Annotated in this window: 21 protein-coding genes and 1 pseudogene; 8 read left to right on the forward strand and 14 right to left on the reverse strand. The window is 56.1% G+C overall.

The features are described from left to right. From ACP5J3_RS00585 to ACP5J3_RS00615, 7 genes and pseudogenes are all read right to left on the reverse strand, one after another. Nucleotides 1–286, reverse strand: a pseudogene (locus ACP5J3_RS00585) (aminotransferase); the annotation flags it as partial. Between the two features lie 54 nt (nucleotides 287–340). After that, nucleotides 341–586, reverse strand: coding sequence for a hypothetical protein (locus ACP5J3_RS00590; protein WP_428493859.1), 246 nt, complete (start codon nucleotides 584–586; stop codon nucleotides 341–343). Then, nucleotides 586–1,467, reverse strand: a complete 882-nt coding sequence (sucD, locus tag ACP5J3_RS00595; RefSeq protein ID WP_428493861.1) for a succinate--CoA ligase subunit alpha — start codon at nucleotides 1,465–1,467, stop codon at nucleotides 586–588. The genes ACP5J3_RS00590 and sucD overlap by 1 nt, the downstream gene beginning before the upstream one ends. After that, the gene (gene sucC, locus ACP5J3_RS00600; protein WP_428493862.1) at nucleotides 1,464–2,612 is read right to left on the reverse strand and encodes an ADP-forming succinate--CoA ligase subunit beta; all 1,149 of its coding nucleotides are present in this window, start codon (nucleotides 2,610–2,612) and stop codon (nucleotides 1,464–1,466) included. Before sucC ends, sucD begins: the two co-directional genes overlap by 4 nt. Before the next feature lie 56 nt (nucleotides 2,613–2,668). Next, a complete protein-coding gene (locus ACP5J3_RS00605) occupies nucleotides 2,669–2,848 on the reverse strand; it encodes a hypothetical protein (RefSeq protein WP_428493898.1) in 180 nt (59 codons plus the stop codon). Between the two features lie 10 nt (nucleotides 2,849–2,858). Continuing rightward, nucleotides 2,859–4,109, reverse strand: coding sequence for an NAD(P)/FAD-dependent oxidoreductase (locus tag ACP5J3_RS00610; RefSeq protein ID WP_428493864.1), 1,251 nt, complete (start codon nucleotides 4,107–4,109; stop codon nucleotides 2,859–2,861). A 115-nt stretch (nucleotides 4,110–4,224) separates the two neighbouring features. Next, complete coding sequence (locus ACP5J3_RS00615) at nucleotides 4,225–4,620, reverse strand: Fur family transcriptional regulator (protein ID WP_428493865.1); 396 nt, start codon at nucleotides 4,618–4,620, stop codon at nucleotides 4,225–4,227. 206 nt (nucleotides 4,621–4,826) lie between these two features. On the opposite strand from ACP5J3_RS00615, the gene ACP5J3_RS00620 reads away from it, so the two are divergent. From ACP5J3_RS00620 to ACP5J3_RS00630, 3 genes are read left to right on the forward strand one after another with little or no spacing between them, the layout of a single operon-like run. Continuing rightward, nucleotides 4,827–5,321 (forward strand): adenosine-specific kinase, encoded by a 495-nt coding sequence (locus ACP5J3_RS00620; protein WP_428493866.1) that lies wholly within the window; start codon nucleotides 4,827–4,829, stop codon nucleotides 5,319–5,321. After that, nucleotides 5,318–6,394, forward strand: coding sequence for an MFS transporter (locus ACP5J3_RS00625; protein ID WP_428493867.1), 1,077 nt, complete (start codon nucleotides 5,318–5,320; stop codon nucleotides 6,392–6,394). The genes ACP5J3_RS00620 and ACP5J3_RS00625 overlap by 4 nt, the downstream gene beginning before the upstream one ends. A 4-nt stretch (nucleotides 6,395–6,398) precedes the next feature. Then, nucleotides 6,399–8,636, forward strand: coding sequence for a DEAD/DEAH box helicase (locus tag ACP5J3_RS00630; RefSeq protein WP_428493868.1), 2,238 nt, complete (start codon nucleotides 6,399–6,401; stop codon nucleotides 8,634–8,636). Nucleotides 8,637–8,778: 142 nt separating this feature from the next. Here the strand turns inward: ACP5J3_RS00630 and ACP5J3_RS00635 are convergent, their stop codons facing one another. Next, complete coding sequence (locus ACP5J3_RS00635; protein WP_428493869.1) at nucleotides 8,779–11,178, reverse strand: valine--tRNA ligase; 2,400 nt, start codon at nucleotides 11,176–11,178, stop codon at nucleotides 8,779–8,781. A gap of 121 nt (nucleotides 11,179–11,299) precedes the next feature. Here ACP5J3_RS00635 and ACP5J3_RS00640 point away from each other — a divergent pair, with 121 nt between their 5' ends. Further along, entirely contained in the window at nucleotides 11,300–11,956 is a 657-nt protein-coding gene (locus tag ACP5J3_RS00640) for an ACT domain-containing protein (protein ID WP_428493870.1), read from the forward strand. Here ACP5J3_RS00640 and ACP5J3_RS00645 read toward each other — a convergent pair. The 5 genes from ACP5J3_RS00645 to ACP5J3_RS00665 all read right to left on the reverse strand — a co-directional run bounded on the left by ACP5J3_RS00645 (nucleotide 11,953) and on the right by ACP5J3_RS00665 (nucleotide 16,713). Beyond that, on the reverse strand, nucleotides 11,953–12,939 hold the full coding sequence (locus ACP5J3_RS00645; protein ID WP_014287836.1) for a TIGR00269 family protein: 987 nt from the start codon (nucleotides 12,937–12,939) through the stop codon (nucleotides 11,953–11,955). The two genes, ACP5J3_RS00640 and ACP5J3_RS00645, sit on opposite strands and share 4 nt — an antisense overlap. A gap of 1 nt (nucleotide 12,940) precedes the next feature. Next, complete coding sequence (locus ACP5J3_RS00650) at nucleotides 12,941–13,162, reverse strand: hypothetical protein (RefSeq protein ID WP_014287835.1); 222 nt, start codon at nucleotides 13,160–13,162, stop codon at nucleotides 12,941–12,943. Between the two features lie 20 nt (nucleotides 13,163–13,182). Then, a complete protein-coding gene (locus ACP5J3_RS00655) occupies nucleotides 13,183–13,821 on the reverse strand; it encodes an HAD family hydrolase (RefSeq protein ID WP_428493871.1) in 639 nt (212 codons plus the stop codon). Then, complete coding sequence (locus ACP5J3_RS00660) at nucleotides 13,788–13,967, reverse strand: hypothetical protein (protein WP_428493872.1); 180 nt, start codon at nucleotides 13,965–13,967, stop codon at nucleotides 13,788–13,790. The genes ACP5J3_RS00655 and ACP5J3_RS00660 overlap by 34 nt, the downstream gene beginning before the upstream one ends. A gap of 148 nt (nucleotides 13,968–14,115) precedes the next feature. After that, entirely contained in the window at nucleotides 14,116–16,713 is a 2,598-nt protein-coding gene (locus ACP5J3_RS00665) for an MMPL family transporter (RefSeq protein ID WP_428493873.1), read from the reverse strand. Nucleotides 16,714–16,795: 82 nt separating this feature from the next. Here ACP5J3_RS00665 and ACP5J3_RS00670 point away from each other — a divergent pair, with 82 nt between their 5' ends. From ACP5J3_RS00670 to ACP5J3_RS00680, 3 genes are read left to right on the forward strand one after another with little or no spacing between them, the layout of a single operon-like run. Then, nucleotides 16,796–17,935: an ABC transporter permease gene (locus tag ACP5J3_RS00670; protein ID WP_428493874.1), complete on the forward strand. Its 1,140-nt coding sequence runs from the start codon at nucleotides 16,796–16,798 to the stop codon at nucleotides 17,933–17,935. Then, on the forward strand, nucleotides 17,926–18,690 hold the full coding sequence (locus ACP5J3_RS00675) for an ABC transporter ATP-binding protein (protein ID WP_263242945.1): 765 nt from the start codon (nucleotides 17,926–17,928) through the stop codon (nucleotides 18,688–18,690). Before ACP5J3_RS00670 ends, ACP5J3_RS00675 begins: the two co-directional genes overlap by 10 nt. Further along, nucleotides 18,687–20,543, forward strand: coding sequence for a hypothetical protein (locus ACP5J3_RS00680; protein WP_428493875.1), 1,857 nt, complete (start codon nucleotides 18,687–18,689; stop codon nucleotides 20,541–20,543). The genes ACP5J3_RS00675 and ACP5J3_RS00680 overlap by 4 nt, the downstream gene beginning before the upstream one ends. Here ACP5J3_RS00680 and tes read toward each other — a convergent pair. Then, nucleotides 20,540–22,273 carry a tetraether lipid synthase Tes gene (gene tes, locus ACP5J3_RS00685; protein WP_428493876.1) on the reverse strand — a complete coding sequence of 578 codons (1,734 nt, stop codon included), beginning with the start codon at nucleotides 22,271–22,273 and terminating at the stop codon, nucleotides 20,540–20,542. The genes ACP5J3_RS00680 and tes overlap by 4 nt on opposite strands. A gap of 81 nt (nucleotides 22,274–22,354) precedes the next feature. Between tes and ACP5J3_RS00690 the strand changes: the two genes are divergently transcribed. Further along, nucleotides 22,355–23,068: a TrmB family transcriptional regulator gene (locus tag ACP5J3_RS00690; protein WP_428493877.1), complete on the forward strand. Its 714-nt coding sequence runs from the start codon at nucleotides 22,355–22,357 to the stop codon at nucleotides 23,066–23,068. The last annotated feature ends 64 nt before the right edge of the window (nucleotides 23,069–23,132 follow it).

Raw genomic sequence — 23,132 nt, forward strand, 5'->3', positions numbered from 1 at the left:
TGTTCTCAGGCCTGGTCTTGATCCCCCTGAAAGACTCGCTGAACTTGGCAATCTCCTGGCGTAGCTCAAGGACGCCCTCGGTGGGGCCGTACTGCAACGCTCTGTGCGGATACGCCTCGAGAACGTAGGCGACGATTTTGGCAATATCCTCAACAGGGAAGGTGGAGGGGTCAGGCATCCCCCCTCCAAAAGATATGACGTCAGCCGTGGCCCACCTCAAGAGCTCCCTAATCTCGCTCGCAGTCATAAACTGTGTACGGGAGGAGACGAGCTGTTCGATATTCATACTGCCATATTCGTTAAAATCCCTATATAAACTTAATTTATATATATAGCGCCGCTAGTTTGAAGTCCCTAGGCAGTTAATACATACCCTGCCGAGCCCCCTGCGGACGCTACACTTTTCGCAAACCGCTCTGCCGCAGACTATGCAAGTAGCTATTGAAAAGTTTCGGCGGCAGATTCTGCAAAGCGTCGCCTCACACGCGGCGCAGTGCTCGCCGGCCCAGTCATGGCGACACGCCCAGCGGCCGCATCTTGGACATCTGCGCTCGGCTTCTTCGTATCCGCAGATTTGGCACCGCACTACTTCTTTAGTAGCTTCGCTAGTAACTGAGGCACTTCAAATGGCGTCTCGGCAACTGGCACGCCGGCTGATCTAAACGCCTCGATTTTGCTCTTGGCGTCTCCGGAGCCCAACATGACGATGGCCCCTGCATGTCCCATGCGCTTACCTGGCGGGGCGGTGCGGCCGGCTACGTACGCCACCATGGGCTTGTTTATCGCGCCTTCTGCGTATAGCTTCGCCAGCCTCTCCTCTGCATCGCCGCCTACTTCGCCGATGACAACTATCCCCTCCACCTCTGGGTCGGCCGCCACCTTGAGAGTGGCCTCCATTAAGTCGAGCCCTACTATTGGATCGCCGCCCACGCCTATCGCTATGTTGATGCCAAAACCTGCCCTCACCAGCTGGTACGATATTTCGTAGGTCAACGTGCCCGATCTGCTCACCGCGGCGATTTTGCCGGGGGTTTGGTATATGCTGTTTGGCATTATGCCTATCTTTGTCCGCACGGGGGGCGCCACTATCCCGGGACAGTTGGGCCCAATTACGGTCACCCCCCTCGCCCTGGCGTAATTCACAGCACGCAACGTGTCGTGCATAGGTATGTGCTCTGTTATCACCACCGCGAGCTCGACACCAGCATCGACAGCCTCCATCAGAGCATCGACCGCGAATTTTGCAGGTACGAAGATGACTGAGGCGTTTGCTCCGTGTTTACGCACAGCCTCCTCCACAGTGTCGTAGACCGGCACGCCGTGGACAGTGGAGCCTCCCTTACCCGGCGTGACGCCGGCCACCACCTTTGTGCCGTATTCTAGCATCCGCTGGAGGTGGAAAGAGCCCTCGCGCCCGGTGGCGCCCTGGACAACTACTCTAGTGTTGGGACCCACAAGCACCGTCATGCCCCCGCCAGCTCGACGGCTTTTTTAGCGGCCTCCTCCGCGTTTTCAAAGAGCGGAATTCCAACCTCGGCAAGTATGGCCCTGCCCAGCTCCTCGTTGGTGCCTTTCATCCTCACAACGATCTTCTTGCCGGCCCCGCCGGCCTGGGCGAGGACGTCCCTCACTCCCCAGGCCACCTCATCCGCCCTAGTTATGCCGCCGAAGATATTTATAAAAATCACCTTGACCCTGGGGTGGTTGAGGAGCACCTTGACAGCCTCCCTCACCACCTCTCTGCTAGCCCCGCTGCCGATATCTAGGAAGTTCGCCGGTCTCCCGCCGAAGTGGTACACCAGGTCCATGGTGGACATCGTAAGTCCGGCCCCGTTCCCAATTATGCCTATATCTCCGTCGAGCTCGACGTAGTGGAAGCCGATTTTCTTCGCATACGCCTCGAACTCCGTCACGTCTCGGGGATCCTCCTCCAGGGCTTTTTCTAAATCTGGGTGTCTATACAGCGAATTGTCGTCGACTATCACCCTGGCGTCGAGGGGTATGACGTCGCCGTCTTTTGTAAGCGCCAGCGGGTTGCTCTCTACCAGCTCGGCGTCGTAGTCCACCATTATTCTATACATGGCATTTACGATAGACGCCGCTTGTTGCCACTGGGGGGTGCCCTGCTGGAAGCCGAGCCAAGACACTATAGCTCTTACGTGGTAGTCCCTCAGCCCCACAAAGGGATCCACGTAGACCCGCTTAATCTTTTCAGGGGCGGTTTTGGCAATCTCTTCAATATCCACGCCGCCTATTGGCGACGCAAGAAACAGATATCTACGCGTAGCTCTGTCAATAATCAGTGATAGATACATCTCCCTACTCACCTCGACGTATTTCGTGACGTAGATTTTCTTCACAGTAAGCCCCTTGATATTCATACCAAACATCTTCTGTGAAAGCTCGTACGCCTCCTCCGGCGTGTTCGCCGTCTTTATACCGCCGGCTTTGCCCCTCCCCGCCACCACGACCTGCGCCTTGAGAACAACAGGCAGTCCCAGCTCGCTGGCGATTCTACGGACTTCCTCAGGCGTTGTCGCAACCCTGCCCGGCGGGATTCTAACCCCGTATTTTGAAAACAATTCCTTAGCCTCATACTCATGTAGCTTCATACCACATACAGGTTTAGTCGATATAAAATGTTGAGTATTAGCTTACCGCGATAAATCTAATCAACAAATGCCAAAAGATATATGCCCGGCTCCTTTGCGGCTACTATCGCATCTTTACGATCTTTAAACACGCCTAGAATCTTCCCGTCTCTAACAAGGACCCAGCCCCTCTTCCCACTCCTACGCGCCAGTTCAAGCCACTTCAAGAGCTCCTTTTCTATCCCACCACCCAACATCTCCAATGCTCTATATCACCAGGCGCTCTTCCTCGAAACACCTATTGTGTCTCAGGACGTTGCTGTCCACCACCGTGCCGCCGTAGAGCTCGGCCCGCTCATGTCCAAGCGCGAGGTGCGCCGCAATTCTGCCTATGGCGTCTGCCTTCATTATCCCCGAGCCGCTTGTCCCGGCGGCGACGTAGAGCCCCTCGGCGAGTCTATCCACCACCGGCTGGTAGTCGACGACATTCTCGTCGTAGTGCCCCGCCCACGCGTTTTGAGGCGATCTCCCCTCCGCCGCGGGGACGTACTTCGTCAACACTGGGTATATGCCGAAGCGCCACAGAGGCTCCTCGGCCTCCGGCGTCTCCTCAAACCGGAAGGGCCTCCTGTCAGCCACGCCGATCCAGAAGGTACCCTCGCTAGGCTCCGGCCTGAGGTAGACGCCTTTTGGTAGAATGATCATGGGGCCGTAGTCCCTATCCGCCAGCCCCATATGGAGCAATCTACCCATCTCGCCGTCTGCCCTAACCACGAAGACTTGTCTCTTCCTCGGCTTCAGAGGGAGGCCGAACCCCATGGCGTCCATCAACCTCTCGGTCCACGCCCCGGTAGCTATTATCACGTTCCTTGCCTCAATCACCCCCGCCGACGTCTCGACGCCGGAGGCCCTCACCGCCTGCCACGTGAAGGGCTCTCCGGGTATGCCGAGGGGCTTCCTAGGCGAGAAGAGCACAGTCTCCACCTTCGTGTTGAACAGAACCTCGCCCCCGCCTTTCACGTACTCCTCGTAGTAGAACCTCACCAGCTTCTCTGGATCCATAATCCCCGCCTCCTTTACTAACAGCCCAAAGGCGATGTCTGGCAACTCCATTTCCCTCGCCTCCTCGTCGCCCGACACTCTAAACCTCACCGGCGCGCTGAGTTCCTTGTATATCTCCACAGCTACGCCCATTTCTCTCAACTCGCCGGCAACTCTCTGCATCAACCCTACGCTGTCCTCGGGAACCATGAATAAATAGCCCACAAACCTCATGCCCAGATCCACGCCACTCTCTTGAACCTTTCGGTAGAAGTCCACGCTGGTCTTCGCAAGCACGCGGTTGATCCATGACGTAAAGGCTGTTCTAAAGGCCGCGGCGGACTTCGCCGTGTCGCCCATGCCCGCCCCGGCGTATTGATCCACTACGAGGATTTTGGAGCTAGGGGAGAGGCGCTGTAGGTGGTAGGCGGTGGCCATGCCGACGATCCCCGCCCCTACCACGAGGAAATCGTACATCGAGGCCATATAAGTAGATCTATATATCAATTGATTTAAAGCGTGTGGCGAAGGTCAGAGGCGGTGATGAAGTAAACCGCGCCGATGAGCCGTGATAGTTGAATCCACAGCTGATTTATTGCCCGGCGCAGAGGGCCTTGACAGTAATCGCCAAGGGCTGGACCCCCCTCTCCCTCAGTAGATTAACAATGCTGTCGTCTACTATGTCAATAACCTTGTCGGAATTTACACATACCACGTTTATATGCGGCGACACGCTGTCGTAGTACGTCCTGCCGTTGTGTTCAAAAGACACCACAAGTCCCGAGTCTTCGAGGAGCCTAAGTATGGAGTACACTGTACTCGCGCTTATGGAGGGCATCTTCTGCTTAACCTCATTCAGGATGTCGTTAAACGTGGGGTGCTCCCTCTTCGCCAGCTTCTCAAGTACAATATTTATAACTTCAATTCTCTGAGGAGTCACCCTGTACCCCCTGTCCCTCAAGACCTGCACCACCTGTGTTGACTCCATCAACTTTATCCTTCGTTTTGGTATAAAAATCTAATTCCCTATTTAAATAGACTACTTAGTAAGGCAGGGGAGCCACGGTAGCGGCGAGGTGATGTGTCTAGGTGTGTTGTGTCTACCTGCCTCTCTTTCTCACAACAGCGCAGTGGGCTGGCATCGGCGTGGCGCTACGGGGTTTATAGATAAAAACGCGTGGTTTAAGTAGGAGTATGTCGATTAAGTTCGATGTAATTGAAGTCCCCATACCCCAGGGCACTAACGTAATTGTGGGACATGCGCACTTCATTAAGACCGTCGAGGATCTATACGAGGCTCTCGTCACATCCGTTCCCGGGATTAAATTCGGCATCGCGTTTTGCGAAGCGTCTGGGAAGCGGCTTATTAGACACGAAGGCAACGACGAAGAGTTGAGAAGCCTAGCTATTGATGTATGTAGGAAAATAGCGGCGGGACACGTATTTGTTGTATACATACGAAACGCTTGGCCGATTAACGTTCTGAACGCCGTTAAAAACGTGCAGGAGGTTGTCAGGATTTACGCGGCCACGGCGAACCCCCTAAAGATTATTGTCGCCGAGGTGGAGCCCGAGAGGCGGGGCGTTGTAGGCGTCGTGGACGGCCACTCGCCGCTCGGCGTAGAAGCCGAGAGCGACAGGGAGGAGAGGAAGAAATTCCTTAGAGAGGTTACGAAGTACAAGCTTTGAAGTCTATAAACCTCGCTACGCTTCTCTTTTTCACTGCTAATGAAGTGGCTATTGTAGCAATCCCGCCGTATCTCCGCGACTTGGGGGTGCAGAGCGAGTCGGTGATAGGCGCGGTTGTGTCGACGGCGTTTTTCGTGTCGATAGTGGCCCGCCCCCTCAGCGGGTTTCTAGGCGAAAGGGTAGGCTACACAAGGCTCATGAGCATCGGAGTCACCCTGGCGGTGGCGGCGCAACTCATGTACCTATTGGGAAGCCCGGGGTGGGTGCAGGTGGGGAGGGTGTTCCACGGGCTAGCCATCGCCACGTTCCTCCCCATGTCTATAGCGCTGTCGGCGGTAGAGGGGGCGAGGGCCATCGCAGCCCGCTCGCTGGCTGTCGGCGTCGGCAAAGTTCTGGGCCCCTTAGCGGGCTCCGCAATATACGACGTGGGGGGCGCCAAGCTGTCCTTCACAACCGCCCTGGCGATACATGCGGCCAACTGGGTCTTGGTTAGGGGGACAGGCGGAGCCGCGGGCGGGGGCTCTCGGGAGCCGGGCCTCAGAGTGGAGAGCCGTGTGTTTCTCTTCATGGCTCTCCTTACTCTCTACGCTACGGCTTACATGAGCATTTCCACCTTTATACCAGTTAAGCTTAGAGATCACGGTCTGCCTCTCACCTACTGGGGGCTCTTCACCTCTGTTGCAGCGCTAGTAAGTCTTCTCCCCCGGGCTTTCTTAATGAAGGCGGGGCTAGTGAATCCAGTGACCGCGGCTGTGGCCACGGCGGTGACCCTGGTGGGGATGTGGCTGGCCACCTATGCTGAGGATCCCCTGGCTTTTGCAATCTCCGGAGCCGTGTACGGCCTTGGGCAGGGCGCGGTGGTGGTGACGTACCAGATACTCGCCCTCTCCGGTAGCAAGAGGGCGGGGCTGTCGAGCTCGATATACACCATGGGCTGGGATCTGGGGTCAATAATAGGCCCCATCGCCGGGGGTGCGCTGGTTGAGTCCATGGGCTACTCGGCACTGCACGTAATTCCCCTGGTCATGGCGCTGGACGTCGCCGTCCTGTTTTTATACGCCATCCGCAGGTAGAGGCGTGGGTTTTCTAGAGGCGTTGCTCGGGGATCCTGGCAGGGAGGTGGTGTATATAAAAACAGACGACGCTGAGACCCCCGAGGTGTGTTGCCGCGTCGGGGACGTGGCGAGGAGGGAGGTGGCAGACGTGTTTTCTTCTCTCGGCATCTCCAGCCTATACAGGTATCAATACGACGCGGTGCAGAGCATTAGATCGGGGAGGGACACAGTCGTGGTGGCCGGCACTGGCATGGGGAAGACAGAGGCCTTCCTAATCCCAATTCTCGAAGCCTCCATGGAGGCGTTGGGCGGACCCGTCGCCCTTGTGCTTTACCCCACCAAAGCCCTGGCCAGGGATCAGCTGGCGAGGCTGAGGAGGTACGGAGATAGGCTGGGGGTGAGGGTTATGGTGTACGACGGAGACACGCCCCCGAGGGAGAGGCGCCTTCTCTACGAGATGCCTCCCCACGTCGTCATAAGCAACCCCGACATGGTGAGCCAGGCCTTGATGCACGTGGCGAGGTTTAGAGAGATGCTGAGGAGAGTCCGCTACGTCGTTCTCGACGACTTCCACGTATACACAGGGGTTTTCGGCTCGCACATGTACTACCTCCTCCGTAGGGTGAGGAGGTTCGTGAAGCCGGTGTTTATAGCGACAAGCGCCACCGTGGGGAACCCCGCCGAGTTCGCCCAGGCTCTTTTCGACAGCGACAGGGTGAACGTGGTGTGGGGGCCTTTGGGGAGGCGCGGGAGGCTTGTGCAGGTGCTGGCGAGGCCCCGTTTTAGATCTAAGTGGGCTGAGGCGGCGCGGCTGGCGGCGTTATGTATAGAGCAGGGCATGAAGTGTCTGGTGTTCACCGACAGCCACCGCTACAGCGAGATTATATACCGCGCGCTGAAAATAAGCGGCTGGGGAGATAGAGTAGCTGTACACCGCGCTGGCCTAGACCCCGAGGAGCGTAAGGCGGTGGAAGAGGCCTTTAAAAGAGGCGAGGTAGACGTCGTCATATCCACCCCCACCTTGGAGCTCGGAATAGATATAGGCGATATCGACGCCGCCGTGCTTGCCTCAATCCCGCCCTCGTACAGCAGGTACCTACAGCGCATAGGCAGAGTCGGCCGACGCGGCCAGACAGGCTACGTTGTGCAGATTCTGGGAAACGACCCCATCTCCCAGTACTACCGGAACTACCCCCACGAATTCTTCTCTAGATCCCCGGAGCCTCTGGGCTTCGAGAAGGAGAATGAAGACGTGGCCACTCTACACGTGCTAGCAGCCGCGGCTGATGCCCCCCTGAGGGAGAGAGATCTCACCTCCTTCGAGCGCCGCCTGGCGGAGAGGCTGGAGGCGGAGGGCGCTCTGACGCGGGTAGGCCGCTTCTACAGAATTACACCCCGCGGCAGAGAGCGCCTCTCCATGCTCAGCCTCCGGGGGTCCCCCCACGTGGTCAAGATTAAGACGGGGGACGGGAGGGTGCTGGGGGAGAGGGAGCTACCCCTGGCGCTGTACGAGCTACACCCAGAGGCTATCTACATGCACGGCGGGAGGACGTACGTATCGAGGTCGCTTGATTTGGAGAGACGCGTAGCCGTCGTCGAGCCGATAGACGCCGAAGACTTAATGACCCAGGCGCTGGAGGACATGGAGCCCGAGATAGTGGAGGTCTTGCGTGAGGGCGTTGTGGAGGGGGTTCCGTACCAGTACGGGCGGCTTAGGATAAAGATGACGGTCTACGGCTACGCCCTCAAGCGCTTCACCACAGAGGAGACCCTGGGCGAATACAGCATTGACCCCCTCACCTATGAGTTCGAGACTAGAGGCGCCGTGTTCTACATGCCGCACGTCCGCTTCAGCGCTAACGATGCCCTAGATTGGGAGGCCCGGGCTAAGGGCTACCACGCCGCCGAGCACGTCTTGATATCTGCAACAGAGATAGCGCTTGGAGCCGCCAAGACGGACCTGGGCGGCATCAGCTATCCAGACGGTGTCGTGGTGATTTACGACTCCCACGTAGGCGGCAACGGCACCACCAAACTCCTCATAGAAAACTTCAGGAGGGTCGCCGAGGTGGCGTATAAAATAGTTAAGGGATGTGACTGCGTAGACGGATGCCCCAAATGTGTCTACAGCCCGTACTGTGGCAACAACAACAAAATGTTGTCAAGGAAAAACGCCATGAGGATACTCGAAATAGTGCTCGGGGGAGAGGGCGCCCCCTCTGTCAGAGAGGTACCAAAGGGCGTGAGGGGGCTCGTCTAGTTACATAGATCTGTTACATAGCCCCACTGCCCTAAAGATCGGCTTGGGGCACATCAGCGCGTCGAGGGCGCCTCTTGTTAGTATTCTGTCAATATGCCGAATTTCTAGTTGTACTCACGCAGGAAGTTAGACTACGGATTAGCTAGCCTAGCCACACTATTCCCTCTTCGTCTATCTGCTGGGTGCCGCGGCCCGGCCTCACGTCTGTGGCTTTGTGCATGTATTTGAGGTCTTTGGCCGCCGCCATGGCCGCCTCGGGTACGTACAGCACGGCGTTTAGCGGATCGGCAAGGCTCATACCGTTTCTATTCTTGTAGCGCCACACGGCGCTGTTTATTTTCTTGACGAGATCGAATAGAGCGGCGTCGCCTCCTCTCCACTCCTCTGGGGGGTCTTCTATCGTCTCGTCGTGTATTGACTTGCCGTAGGCCTCGCGCCAGATTTTGTCCGTCACGAAGGGCATGATTGGCGCAAGCAACTTGAGGCTGTATCTCCACACCGTGTAGAGGGTCCAGATGGCGGCTTTCTGCTCCTCATCTGTGTATACTCCCTCTCTGTTGTAGGCTCTGGATTTAACTAGCTCGATGTAGTGATCCGCGAAGTCGTGCCATATGAAGTTGTAAAGGGCGTGCGCCGGCTCGTATACGTCGAAGTCGCTGTAGGCCGATATGACTCTCTTAGCAACCTCGTATAGCCTGGCTAGTATGGCCGTGTCCACTGGCATTAGCTGAGGCTTGTGCTGGGGTTCTGGGAATGAGAGGACGAAGCGGGAGATATTCCAGACCTTTGTCAGGAACTCCTTGCCCTCTCTTATTATGTTTTCGTTGTACCTGTAGTCTGAGCCGAGCCTCCCGGCGGCGGCGGCCCAGAAGCGCACGGGGTCTGCGCCGTATTTCTCCACGGGGGCCAGCAAGTCGATAACGTTGCCTTTTGACTTGTGCATCGCCTCCCCCTTCTCGTCGAGGCCCATGCCGTTTATCCTAACATAGCGGAAGGGCACGTCGCCATAGAGGAGGTAGGCTCTTAGGAGTGAGTAGTAGAGCCACGTCCTTATGATGTCGTATCCCTGAGGCCTCATAATAGAGTGGGGGTAGACCTTTGGGAATACGTTGTGCTCCTTGGTGACGCCGGAGGCGTACATCCAAGAAATCGACGAGTCGAACCAGGTGTCGAATACTCTTGTGTCACCTTCCAGCTTCCCGTCTTTACACGCCTCCTTTACCTCGGGGGGCGGCTCGTCTCTCCAAGGCACGTAGTAGCGGTCTCCCTTCGGCAAGACCGGCGTCCTCTCGCCGCTGGGCTTTACGCACCACCACAGCGGGATCTCCGTGGCGTAGTAGCGCCTTCTCGACACAGGCCAGTCCAGCTCCAGCGACTTTATCCACTCTATGAGGACTTGGCGGTACTCAGGCGGCTTGAACTCCATCTTATTGGCGAGTTCGATTAGCTTCTCCTTGAACTCTATCTGTTTTATGAAGAGCTCCCTGGTGACAATTATCTCCAGGGGGGTTTTACACCTCCAGCACACAGGCACGTTGTGCACCAGCTTCTCCTGCTTCACTAGGAGGCCCTCCCTCTTCAAATCCTCGATTATCTTGGCGCGGGCCTCTCTTATAGAAAGCCCGGCGTATCTCCCAGCGCTGATCCGCCCGCCTTCGTCCACCACTATCTTAATGGGGAGCTTGAGCTCGTTGACAATCATCAAGTCCCTCGTGTCGCCGAACGTGGAAATCATCACGAGCCCAGTGCCGAAATTTGGAGTGGCGGCTTTGTGGGGGAGGATGGGCACCACCTGCCCCTCGGGCGGCACCACGGCGTGCATCCCCTCTAGCCTTTTGTACCTGTCGTCGCCTGGGTGGAAGATTACGGCCACCGTGGCGGGTAGCAACTCGGGCCTCGTGGTGGCTATTATAATGTCCTCGCCGGTTTCCTGCACTTTGAATTTAATATAGTTGAGGTAGGTCTCCTCCTCCTTGTATTCTATCTCCGGCTCCGCCAGGGCCGTGCGGCAACGGGGACACCACGGCGTGGGCCGCTCAGCCTCGTATACGAGCCCCTTCTTCCAGATCTCTATAAAGGTCCTCTGCGTCATCTGTCTGTATTCGGGGCTGTCTGTGCCTTGGGGCCAGTAGTCGAAGGATATGCCCCAGCGCCTGAGGGAGGAGACGAACTCCCCCTCGTAGCTGTCCAACTCCTCTTTACACATCTTGATAAACTTCTCCCTGGGCACCTCGTGAGCCACTATGCCGTACTTCTTCTCCACCTGTACCTCTATTGGGAGGCCGTTTCTGTCGAGATAGAAGGGAAAGACCACGTCGAACCCCCGCATTCTCAAAAACCTCGCAATCATGTCGAAGTGGGCGTACGACGCCGTCTGGCCTATGTGAGGCCTGTTGCTGGACAGATACGGCGGTGGGGTGTCGATTACGAACACCGGGCGCGTCCCGCTGATCCTCGTCTTGAACCTCCCCTCTGCCTCCCAGGTGTTTAGGAGTTCAATTTCCCATTTCAAGTCCCAGCGAGGCGGGAGTCTATGCGCCACGGAGGGTGACATGACGAGGTTTTTATGTATTTGAGATATGTATATGGCGATCGCCGGGCTTGTAATCCTTTGGATTTTTATGTGAGGGTAAAGATTTAAATAATCCGGGTGTTGTGCCTCAATGCTTAACCGTGAGATTTACCTAATTGCAGACGGCACTGGATCTAGGCTTGGGGAATTCCTCGTCGAGCTAAATTTTGACCAGCCGGGTATATTAGCCACGCTCTCCAATATTTTCGCAGAACACGATGTGAATATTATCAACATAGCCATAGACGCAGGCCGCCAGAATCTGCACTTCATAGTTGACCTTACCCTTGTCTCTGATGATCAGATCAAGGACATTGTCAAGAGCCTCCAGATGTTTGCCTTTGTGAAAAAAGTGAGGTATAGGGTGTCCACGACGTCGATTTTCGTCCCCAGGTGGATAATACACGTTATAAACGGGAAGTCTAGCATATCTATAGAACGGGACTTGATACCGCTGTTGCAGGAACCCGCCAAGCTGGCGGAGGAGCTGGCGAGGAGAGACGCGAAGACCGTTAAGGAATTGGTGGCGTCTGTCGACCCACTCGTCCTAGACGAGGCTATATACATTGCGCAACTCAGAGGTCTCTACACGGTGGAGAATACCGAGGTGAGGGAGGGGAGGCTCTCGGCTAGGCTTTGTAGCCTAGCGCAGCCAATGGCCAGGAGGTACGTCGAGGTGTTTGTCAAAGAGCTGGGGGCGCAGGCTAAGCTGAGTGACGAGGGGATCTGCCTGACGCTGGAGGCTTAGGCCGTCTGCCCCCCTCCTGCCCTACCGAGGTATGTATCTAGGAGACCTGCTTTTTCAAATAACTCACATACACGGCATACCTCTCTGGACGTCACCGAGTTGCAGTACCTGCACCTCCTCATGGGCTGGGGGGGTTGGGCTTGTAGAAACTTAGCTAGCTTTTCGCCAAAGGAAACTAGGCTGTACTTCACCGTCGGCATCTCCCTCTCCATTTCCGCCAGTGTGAATTTGAGCTGGTAGCGTGGGTTCGCCACGACATAGGGGCATTCCAGCTCCATGAGGGGCACGCCGTGGTAGTAGGCGTAGAGAGCCACCTCCTCCTCTCTCACGTACTTCAGCGGCTTTATCCGGGGTATCAAGTCCTTCTCCTCGGCGTCTTCATAGTGGCCGTACCACCGAAACCGCGAGAGGTTGCCCATCAAAACATTCATAAGCGCCGTCTGGGCCTCGTCGTCTAGGTTGTGGGCTGTGGCTATCTTAGTCCAGCCCCTCCTCTTCCCAATGATGTTCATGGCGCGGCGCCTTAACACGCCGTCGATAGTGCACATGTGGACCTCGTGCCCCGCCTTCGCGAGCCTCTCGGAGAGCTCCATGGCGGTTACGCCAAAGATATCCTTAAAGTGGTAAACGTTGTACTCAACGCCGAATTTAGACGCCACCTCTTTCACGTAGTCCTTCCTCGACATGCGGTAGAAACAGCTGTAGGGATGCCCCTCGTTTATTGTAAAAGCCTCCATCTTCACCTCTTTCAGCAACCCCCTCTCCCTCAGTCTGCCTAAGATGTGGAGAAGGACGAGGCTGTCCTTGCCCCCGGAGACCGCCACCGCGACGTAGTCCCCGGGTATAATCATCTTCTCTCTCCTAATCGTCTCAAGGACTTTTTTCTCCAGCGAGGTGAATAGGCAACGGAGGCATAGCCTCTCGCCGCTAACCACGCGGAGGTACTGGGCAGGCCTCTTGCCGCAACGCTGGCAGAGGCTCACGCTACTTCTTCAAGTCGATGTGGGGTATGGCGCCGTGCTTCCGCTCCGCCTTTTCCATCTCCAGTGTGAAGGTCTCCAGCGAGGTGCGGAATATGTAGAACACAATCCCACAGTTTCTACACCTAGCGATCATTATCGTATTTTCAGGACCCTTGTGGCGGTACGTATGTGGCGGCGGCAGAGCCTCCCACTCCGGCAAGCCGCAACGTGGACACGTAATCACCGCCTCATCTAGTTGTGTATTTATAATCTTTCCAGACCTGTCGACAGCCACCTCGCCGCGCTACAGAGGTCTGGGAAGTTCAAATGGCCGCCTTCTGCGCCGACTATAACCGTCAAAATGCCAAGGCCCAGAGCCCCCAGGTCCTCTACGCTGTCGCCAATGTAGACTGCGCTGTGCGGCTCAGCCCCTAACTTTGACAAGGCGAATTTAAACACAGATCTCGACGGCTTTCTCCTAAGCAACATGTCCGAGGTTAGAACTAAGTCTACATGTAGATTTCTCTCCTTCAGGAAACTATCTATAAAACACCTACAGGGGGTGTTGGACAAAACGGCGACCCTCCCCCTGCTGGCGAGGGCGGAGAAGAACTCATGTACACAAGGCGCGGGTTTCATACGCCTATTCACGAGATCCATAAACCTCGCCGCCAGAAATCTGTGGTCAAGACCAGACCTGTGGGATAAGGCACGGGCCACGGCTCCAAGAGGGACTTCGTACCCGGCGCTCTGTATCTTCTCGACAACCCAAGCCACCTCATCCACCACATGGGCATCTACAATTTCACGCCAGACATCCCAGAAGTTAATCCGCTCTACAACCAAGCCCCAGAAGCTAGTTATGAAATTCATCTCGGCTTGTATCGAAGAGTCACGCCGCATATCACCTCCACCTCGCCGCGCTCTATCAACCTCATCAACGCCCTCGTGGCCACAGGCAGAGGAATGCCCTCTCTATACGCGGCCTCCACCAGATCGTCCAGATCGGCCTCGCCCAGCCTCTTCAAAATTTCATATACGCCTACCACGTGCACGATAAACCACCGAGCTTAAAAACACCTCCCACTAGCCATAAAACGCGTAGCAATTCGACAAAAACCTAACAGAAAAAAATATACAAGGGCTCGTGGTGTTAGGACCTATGCTGGATCTGTTAAGTTATTTAAACGACGTGTGTCACAAGGGTGCGGTCTTGGTTTGGGCGGGCGGCTTGATGTTGTAGCCGGTGATCCACCACCAGTTGTATTTTCCGGCTAGCACAATCAGCGCGGGGACTACGAGGGGTCTAATTAAGAAGGCGTCTATGAGCGCGGCGAGGGCTATGGTGAAGCCTACCTCCCTAAGTACTAAAATCTGGGAGAGTGCTAGGGTGGAGAAGGCCACTGCCAAGATCATGGCGGCTCCGGTGATTACAGGGCCTGTGGTGACTATGGCGCGCCTCACCGCCTCCCTCTCGTCGAGCCCGCCTTCAAGCTCCTCTCTAATACGAGTTATGATAAAGATGTCGTAGTCGGTGCCCACGGCCATGAGGAAGGAGAACAGGACGACAGGAACGAGCCAGTAGGTGGGCTCGCCGAGCGCCTCCTGGAATAGGAATACCTCGGCGGCTAGGCTCCAGGATATGGACATGAGCACAGTGGCTATGAGCCTCAGCGGTATTAAAAAGCTCCTCAGTAGGAGAGAGAGTATAACGAAGACTGCACCTATGATTACATATATCTGTAAATTCCAGAACTTTACATATATCTCGCTGAATATTACATTTTTCCACGCGGCGGCGCCGCCTATTAGGAAGGGGCCGTATACCTGGCGTAGCTTGTCGAGTTCATGGTAGATTTTGAGGAGTTCGTCTGATGTGTCTTCCACCGAGAGTTTAATTGATACCACATACCAGCCGCCGCTCTGTTCTACTGTGTAGTTTACGAAATGTGGTAGGTGGGCCACGGCGTCTAGTAGCCCCGGCGGCGGGGGGCTCTTCATCGCTAGGTAGGTGGTGGAGAGGGCTGTGGCGTTGGGGAAGTATCTCACGGCGATTTCGAGGGCTTGCTTGTACTGAGTCTCCGGCATCGCCACCACGGGATTGGTCGTCACCTTGAGGGTAGTTACCAGATATGCAAAGGAAGCCAGCGTGGCCAACGCGGAGATCGCCGCAACTAGAAGGGGTCTCCTCAGCGCTGTGGCCACGGCTCTCTCCATTAGCCTGGATCGCCCCTTGTGGAGTGCCACCGTCTTCTTAGGCCAGAATATGAAGTCGCCAAGTGCGGCGAGTATGGCGGGGAACACGAGGAATACCGTAAGCACCACGAAGGCGGTGGTTATGAGGTAGCCGATGCCTATGGACTGCATAAAGGGGAGGCGGGATATGGCGAAGGAGCCCAGCGAGGTGGCCACCACGGCAGCGCTGGCCGCGATGGCTCTGTTTGCGTATCTCCTAACGACGGCCAGGGCCTCCGTCTTGTCTCTGCCCTCGGCGCGCTCCTCTGCGTATCTACTCGCCATGAGAAGCATGTAGTCCACTCCGATGGCGAAGATCACCGGCGCGGCCATGTAGACAGTTAGGTAGTACGTCTTCTGTATCTCATGTATTTGGTATATGAAGCCGAGCGTTGCTAGGTATGTCAAGCCCACCGTAGCCACGATGATTACGGGCGTCAGCAACGTCCCCATTACCATGAGCAACACCGTGAAGAGAGCCGCCGCGGTAGATCTATCTATCTTAGACACGTCCTCGGTCACCACGCGGGTAAAGCTCTTCAGCAACAAAGAAGTAGAGACTGGCACGCCCAGCTGGGGAGGCACCTCCGGCGAGTCTCCCGAGGTCTTGATGAGGGCTAGTGCGTATCTATCGCGGTAGATGAGGGTCGCCGCTGGGGGTAGCGAGCTGATGGTGGGGGGCGGCAACGACCTTGTGATGTTGCGTATGAGATCTTCTCTAAACATCTCCACGGCCCTGTCCACATCCCCGCCGCATACGAGATACGGCAGGTATGGGCGCACGGCTGGAGGTGTCGTGTTTAGTAGCTGGAGGTAGACGTACTGCCTCACGCCCACTGCGTCGACAACGCGGGCGAGCTCTATGGCGCTTCTGTTGAGGCGGGTGGATAAGAGGGCCTCCGTCACGGAGTCTATGGCGGCTTGGCTAGCCCAGTTTCTCCACGTCACGTTTGCCAAATACCGCGACACGTTTCCATATACCTCGTCTGCCGCCAGCCTAATGGCGGCGTCAACGTCGTATTTCTCTACGTAGCGCCGGAAGTGTTCTAGGAATTGTTGCGTCTTGTTATCCACAGCCCTGCCCAGCGCCGCCGCGCCGTAGGTGCCCAGTATTAAAAGCCTGGCCTTCTCCCTAGCCTCTCTATACCCCTCTACTAACCTTGCCAAATCTCCACATATCTTCGCGGTGGTGTTGGAGATCTCCAGGGCCCCCTCCCGGAACCTAGACGTGGCGTTGTTAACCGCCTCGGCCACCTTCTCATTATATAAGCGCAGAGCCTCGTCGAGGATGCTCCACGCCGACGTGGTGTTTGGGTAGAGTGCCGCCAAGCTCCTCGCCTTGTCCTCAAGACCTGGGCCTGATATCACCACTGGTATTAGCCTAGCCCCTCCGTAGCTCGATGTGTTTTTAACTATCGACTCCACCAACTTCGGCTCTATGTCCCGTGGCATGAGTTGCGACTCGTCGTACACAAGTACGTTGAATACTTGTGCCGACATAAATGCGAGATATATGTAAAGTGTCAACGCGGCGACGGTGGCCGCCACGAGCCTCCTCACGTGGGGCCGCCCGCCTTGGTATAAATAGTTTAGTCAAGCGGCTTGTCGTGAAGACTTTATATACCAGAGCGGCGGGTCACGCGTGGAGCACATCCTAATGATCGCCGTTGGCGACTTCCGCGCCCGGCTTCTACGCTACTTGCTCACCGGCGTGGCAATCGGCGTAGGAGTCGCCCTACTCGTTGCCTTGTACGCGGTGAGCGACGCCACTAGGAGCTACGTCGAGAACATGCTCTACAAAGTCTACCCCGCGGACATACTGATGTATTCAGAATCGATAAACATACCGCAGGGCGTGCTGGAGGCCATAAAGAGAGTCCCCTCTGTGGAGTCTGTAAATGGGATAATCCTCACCTCCGGGGTATACGGGGGTAAGGTGGTGTCGATAGTGGGAATACCTCTGAGACATGTGGACTACTTCGCCATAGATCTCAAAGAGGGCCGCCTGCCCGAGGCAGGAGGGGAGGCGGTGGTGGAGGAGTCGCTGGGGGTAAGGCCGGGGGACACCATAACCATTAAGATATACTCCGGGGCGCTCGGCGGCGAGAGGGCGCTCCAGGTGAAGGTGGTGGGGGTGATGCGTAGCTTCATGAGGGGCTTTGTGGGTGCTTTTAGACTGAACCTGGTGGTCGTATCTCTCAGCTGGTTGCAGGAGAACATCGGCGCAGGGCCCTTCGTTAATGCCGTCTTGATTACAGTCAAGGACAAGACACAGGTAAAGCCGTTGGAGGCGGCGCTTAAGGGGACTTTTAGAGACGCCCAAGTGTACACGCAGGAAAGCCTCCTGGAGACGGTGACTCAGGTCTTCAACGCGCTGAATGTTGTGTTCTCGGCGATTGGGGGCGCCGGGTTGGCCGCCGCGGCGGTGACCACTTTTGCTGTGATGTCTATAACGGTTCGGGAGAGGCTTAGGGAATTCGGCCTGCTGAAGGCTATTGGCCTCTCCTCACGCGACATAACAATATCGGTGATGGTTGAGGTGCTGGCCATCGCCGTCGCCGCCGGCGTAGGGGGCGTGGCGGCTGGCTACTTCGGGGCGAACGCGGTGAAGCAGGTGCTTCTAAACATGGGCATAAACTTCAACGTCGAGATAGTCTTCAAGCCGTATTACCTCCTCCTGGGCTTGGGCACCTCGGCGTCAGTGGCGTTGGTGGGGGCCGTGTCGCCGATATACAGAGTGGCTAAGCTGAGGCCTCTGGAGATCATGCAACTATGGCGGTAGAGCTCCGCAACGTCACGAAGATATATGGCAACGGCGTGGCGAGGACGGTGGCCCTCGACAACGTGTCGCTTTCTATCTCGGCTGGGGAGAGCGTAGTACTGATGGGGCCCTCGGGCTCTGGCAAGACGACGCTCCTTAACATAGTGGCCGCGCTTGACAGGCCTACCAGCGGCGAGGTCTACATAATGGGCGTAGATGTGACTAGACTGCCGGAGGGCAAGCTGGAGAGGTTTAGACTGAGGAATATAGGCTACCTCTTCCAGTCCTACAACCTCATCCCGTACCTAACAGCCGAGCAGAACGTAGCTCTGCCGCTGATAGCGCTGGGAATTAAGAAGGAGCTTGCGCTTCTAAGAGCCAGGGCTCTTCTGGAATTCGTCGGCTTGGAAAAAGCCGCCGGGCTCTACCCACACCAGATGTCTGGGGGCATGCAACAGAGAGCCGCAATCGCCAGGGCCCTCGCCGCGAACCCGCCGCTGATTGTGCTAGACGAGCCCACTTCAAACATCGACCTCGAAAACGCAGCTGGGGTCCTTGCCCTAATCACAGCGGTAAACAAGATCTTCAAAGCCACTGTGTTCATTGCGACGCATGACCCAGACGTCGCTCGCGTGGCGACGAGGATTGTCTACATGCGAGGCGGCAAGGCTTATGAAGCCGCGGAGCCCCCTAGGAGGGAGTTTAAACTCGACATGGGACGCGCGGCGGAGATATACGAAAAGCTAAGACTCATAGACGAGCTCATAGGTCTATGAAGAGCTGGGCCCCCCTCCTCGTTCTGCTAGCGGCGCTGTCGGCGTCCGCCGGCCCCACGGTGGTGGTGACATACATAGTGAAGCCAGACGGCACCGTCGAATCCTCCGCAAAGTTGCAAGAGGTGATGATAAACAACTCGCCTGTTGCCGTCAATAAGTCAGGAGTTTTGTTGCCGCCCTACTCCGCCGTTGTGAGAGAGGTTGGTGTTCGTAACGTGTTTCCACCTTTCCTCAGATTAGAGACAGAGCTAGAGTACGTCAACGGGTCGTTAAGTAGCGGTGTGCTTTACGCCAAGGGGGGCGTCGCTGTGAAACTGACTTTAAGAATGTGGCAAATTCTCCCCATATCCACGCCTGTCGTTGTCTCGGTCGCCGTCGACGACAAGGTGGCTGTGCTCTACGAAGAGCCTCCTTCTACAATATCCCAGGTATCCGGCGCTACTGTCTACTACTGGACTCTTTTAGTAAAGAACTACACTGAGTTCACGTTGACATTTAAGGTCAGGGAGTTTGGCAGCTTCGGGGCCGTGCGGATGCCCACGGTGTTGGCCACCGCCGCTCTTGATATAAACAGGACAGTTAACGCCTTGGAGGGCCAGGTTAGGGGCTACAGGCTCGCCGCAGCTCAGCTAAGCAACTTGTCAAACGCCGTGTCAACCTTTACCGACGTTGTTTACCAAGGCGTCCAGAACCTAACCCAGCTCGTCCAGATACTAAACGCCACAGGCATTGCCATGGATGAAGGCGCCACGGCGCTGAACGCCTCTACGTATGCTATTGAGGCGCTCCGCCGGCAGTTACTGGCACTTGGCGACGCCGCGAGAGGTGTTGCCTTGACGATTAACCAGAGCCTCCTTCTCGTAGATTACCAATACACCGCTTTGATAACAGCCGCCAATCTCCTAGAGACCCAGTCGGCGGCTCTTACGTCATACAGCCGCGCCGCTGGGGATGCGGCGAGGAGTCTCGGCGACATACGGAGACAGCTCGCCGTAGCTAGAGACAGCTTGTACAAAGCCCGCTACTCGGTAGATAATGCGCTGAGAAGCGTAGAGGAGGCTAGGGGCAAGGTGGCGGGCATAAACGCAACAGCTACCCTAGCCAGAGAGGCGATTGACGGCGCCGTTTCGCTCCTAGACGCAGCCGCCAGCCAGCTACGCTCACTACGCGACACGATTGACTCGTTGATTTCCGCGGTGGAGGCCGCCATAAGCGCCGTCGACTCGGCCGCGCAGACGCTGGAGACAACGAGTAAAAGCCTTGGCGAGCTGGCCCCCCTTCTAAACAGCACAGCGGCGTCTACAAGAGGCAACGCCACAGTACTGAGGAGAGATATGCCCAGGGTTTTGCTTAACGCCTCGAGAAACCTCTACCAGATTTCGGCGAATCTCAACAAGACCGGCGACGAGGTGACGCGTCTTGCAAACCCGCTGTACAACGCCAGCAAGACGCTACGGGCCGTCGGTAGGAGGCTGAGGGAGGCCGCCACTTCGCTAGAGAAGGTGAGGGCGGATCAGGTAAGGGCGCTTCCCCGCCTGGGCGGGGTTAAGTCCATAGTAGATAACTACACCCAGACTATCGAGGCACAGATCAGACAGCTGGAGATGCAGAAGAGGGCGCTGGAGATATACTACGCCGCCGTTAACAGCAGTAGAATTGAACTACACTACTTCGTGGAACTACCCATAGCCGTGAAAAACGTGAGTATTGTCCTCAGCCCTAGGTCCAAGAGTCTGTCTGCGAGAGGGGTGGGTTTAGAAGGCGCCTTTACGCCATATGCAATGGCGCTGATAACAGTGGTTAGCGTTATAATGTTTAGAAAATTCCGCAGGAAAAACGGGGGAGGGCCCTAAGCTTGCTTGTTAAATTCTGCGAACTTCTGCTTGCTCCACCCAGTGAGCGACAGGCCGGTGACCTTTACCCATGTCTTGGGATCCACCTTGAACGAGCTCTCTACTTTCTCACGGTGGCCTACCACGTTGTATGTGCAGAAGGGGAACACGCGGCCATCTGGCGTTGCGTAGTGGATATCGCAACGCTGGACTCTCTCCACGTCGTAGTTCATGGTGTCCATGAAGTGCATTATGCCGATGCCGACCACGTTGAAAAAGAAGCGGCCCAGCGAGTCGTAGTCCTTCTTAACAAGGAAGTCGTATATAAGGTCCTTCACCCTCTTGTGTTTAACAGCCTTCAACAGCTTCAGCGCCTTAACCTTAGCCGCATGCCTATACACACCTCCCTTCACAGCTGTGTAGTACACATCCCACGCCCCCCTCTCAAAGGCGTCTACGTCCACTAGTTTAGTGATGGGGTATATCCTCTTCTCATCCTCGTCGTAATAGATAAAGGTGGCCGCGCCGCACATGGGGTTCATGGAGAAGAGCGGCTTCGGCGAGTCGGTCAAAGCCTCCACCATCTTCGCCACCGCCACCGGCCAGTTAGTCGGCCTCCAATCCCACCTGCTGATCACCCCTCCAGTCTGCTTCTCAATTTCGATAATTGTGTCTGGGATTGTGATGCGGTACTTCCTCAGCTCCTCTTTTGAGTAAAGCCTCGCGCGGCCTGAGAAGCTAACAGGCTGGATATTAACCCACCTAACCACGTCTCTGTGCTGGATGGCGAAATCGATTATGGAGCCTAGGTCCTTGTCGTTGTAGTTCCGGGCCAGCGTCACGACGAGGACAATTGAGCGGTGGCCCAGCTTCCTCGCGTTTTCAACAACTCTCTCCCTAATTAGCCTATAGGCCTTGGGGTGGTACAGCCTGTGTCTCCAAACTCCCTCATTCTGCTCGTTAATAGTATCAAACTGGAGGTATAGTGATGAGATGCCTGCATCTAGCAACGCCTTGTAGTACTCTATGTCGTTCGCCAGCCTAATTCCGTTGGTGTTTATCTCAATGTGGGTGAAGCCAAGCCTCTTAGCCATCCTCACTATTTCAGGCAGGTCGTCTCTCAGCGTCGGCTCTCCGCCAGATATCTGTACGGCATTTGGCGGCCACGGCTTCTGCGCCCTAAGTGTCCTCAACATGTACTCTATCTGCTCCAGCGTCGGCTCGTAGACGTAGCCGGCAGCTCCCGCATTTGCGAAACACACCGGGCAGGCCATGTTGCATCTATTAGTTACGTCAATAATCGCCAGCACCGTGTTTGATTTATGCACGGGACACAGGCCGCACCCCACCGGGCACGCCCCCATGTCCTTGTAAAACTCCAAGTCTGTGTACGGGTTGGCAAGCCCCTTAGCGATGTACTCAGGCCTGTCCCACTGGAGGAAGTAGTAATACATCTCGGCGTCGCCCCAGTAGAGATCCTCAAATACCCCGTGCTCGGGGCACCTCTTCTTCAGCCATATAGCCCCGTTTTCCTCATAAACCACGGCTGGTATCCTCGCGTTGCAGACAGGACACAGCGAGAGCGTAGCCTTCACAACTCTCGTATCTTCGTGAAGCCCGAACTGCCTTTTCAACGCCGTCTGCCACTTCTCATTAAGAAGTGTAGTCTTGTACCTCTCGGCCAGGTTATACCTAGAGAGGTCTACCAGCCTCCTTGGCGCCTCCGCCACCTCCAGCACCTGCTTGCTCATGCCGCCCATTGCGCACTGATATTTAAGTTTTTTAACAAAATTCCGAGAAAAACGTTAAAAAATTAAGAACGTAGAGGCGCCGTGGAGAACCTACTGAATCTCGTGGGTCTCAGTAAGAGAGAGGTGGATATATACACCGTTTTGGTGGAGAGCGGCGAGCTTTCGGCGCGTGAGCTAGCCGAGAGGTTAGGCATCCCCTACACAAAGATCTACACACACCTAGAAAAGTTGCATAAAATGGGCCTTATTGCGCCAGTAGGCGGACGCAGGCCGCTAAAGTACAGAGCAACGCCGCCTGCGGAGGTTTACAAAAACCTTGTAAACCGCGCCTCGGAAATTCTCAAATCGCTGAAGCCTCTCTTCGACAGCCTCCAGCTAATATACGAGAGCAAACACGCGACGGCGGCGCCGACCTTCCTAACCCTCATCCGCGGGGCGGAGAGAATTACTGATTTGATAAGCGAAATACTATCGGTATCAGACGGGGAGGCCTACCTAGCGGTCCCCTTCCCGGAGCTAGTTACCTACCGCCTACTCGCCATCATGGCAGAGGAGTCGAAACGCATCAAGATAATGGTGCTGACCACGGAAAAGCTGAGAGACAGGTTCCAGCTACCGCCGAGAGTCGAGATAAGGACTCTGCCAGAGATGTTCGGCGGGGGTGCCATTGGCAACTCCGTCCTCATATATGTAAAATACGGCGGGGAGATCTCCGGCGTATACTCTAACGAGCGTTTCATAATAGAGATAGCCAAGACCTACTTCCACAATGTGTGGCAAAGAGCTAAAATATAGGTGGCACCACACACGCGTGATGAATTCCAAGTGGGGCCACCGAGCCGTGAGGAGGGTCTGGAGC

It is taken from the genome of Pyrobaculum sp., assembly GCF_049971835.1.
Lineage (GTDB): Archaea > Thermoproteota > Thermoprotei > Thermoproteales > Thermoproteaceae > Pyrobaculum.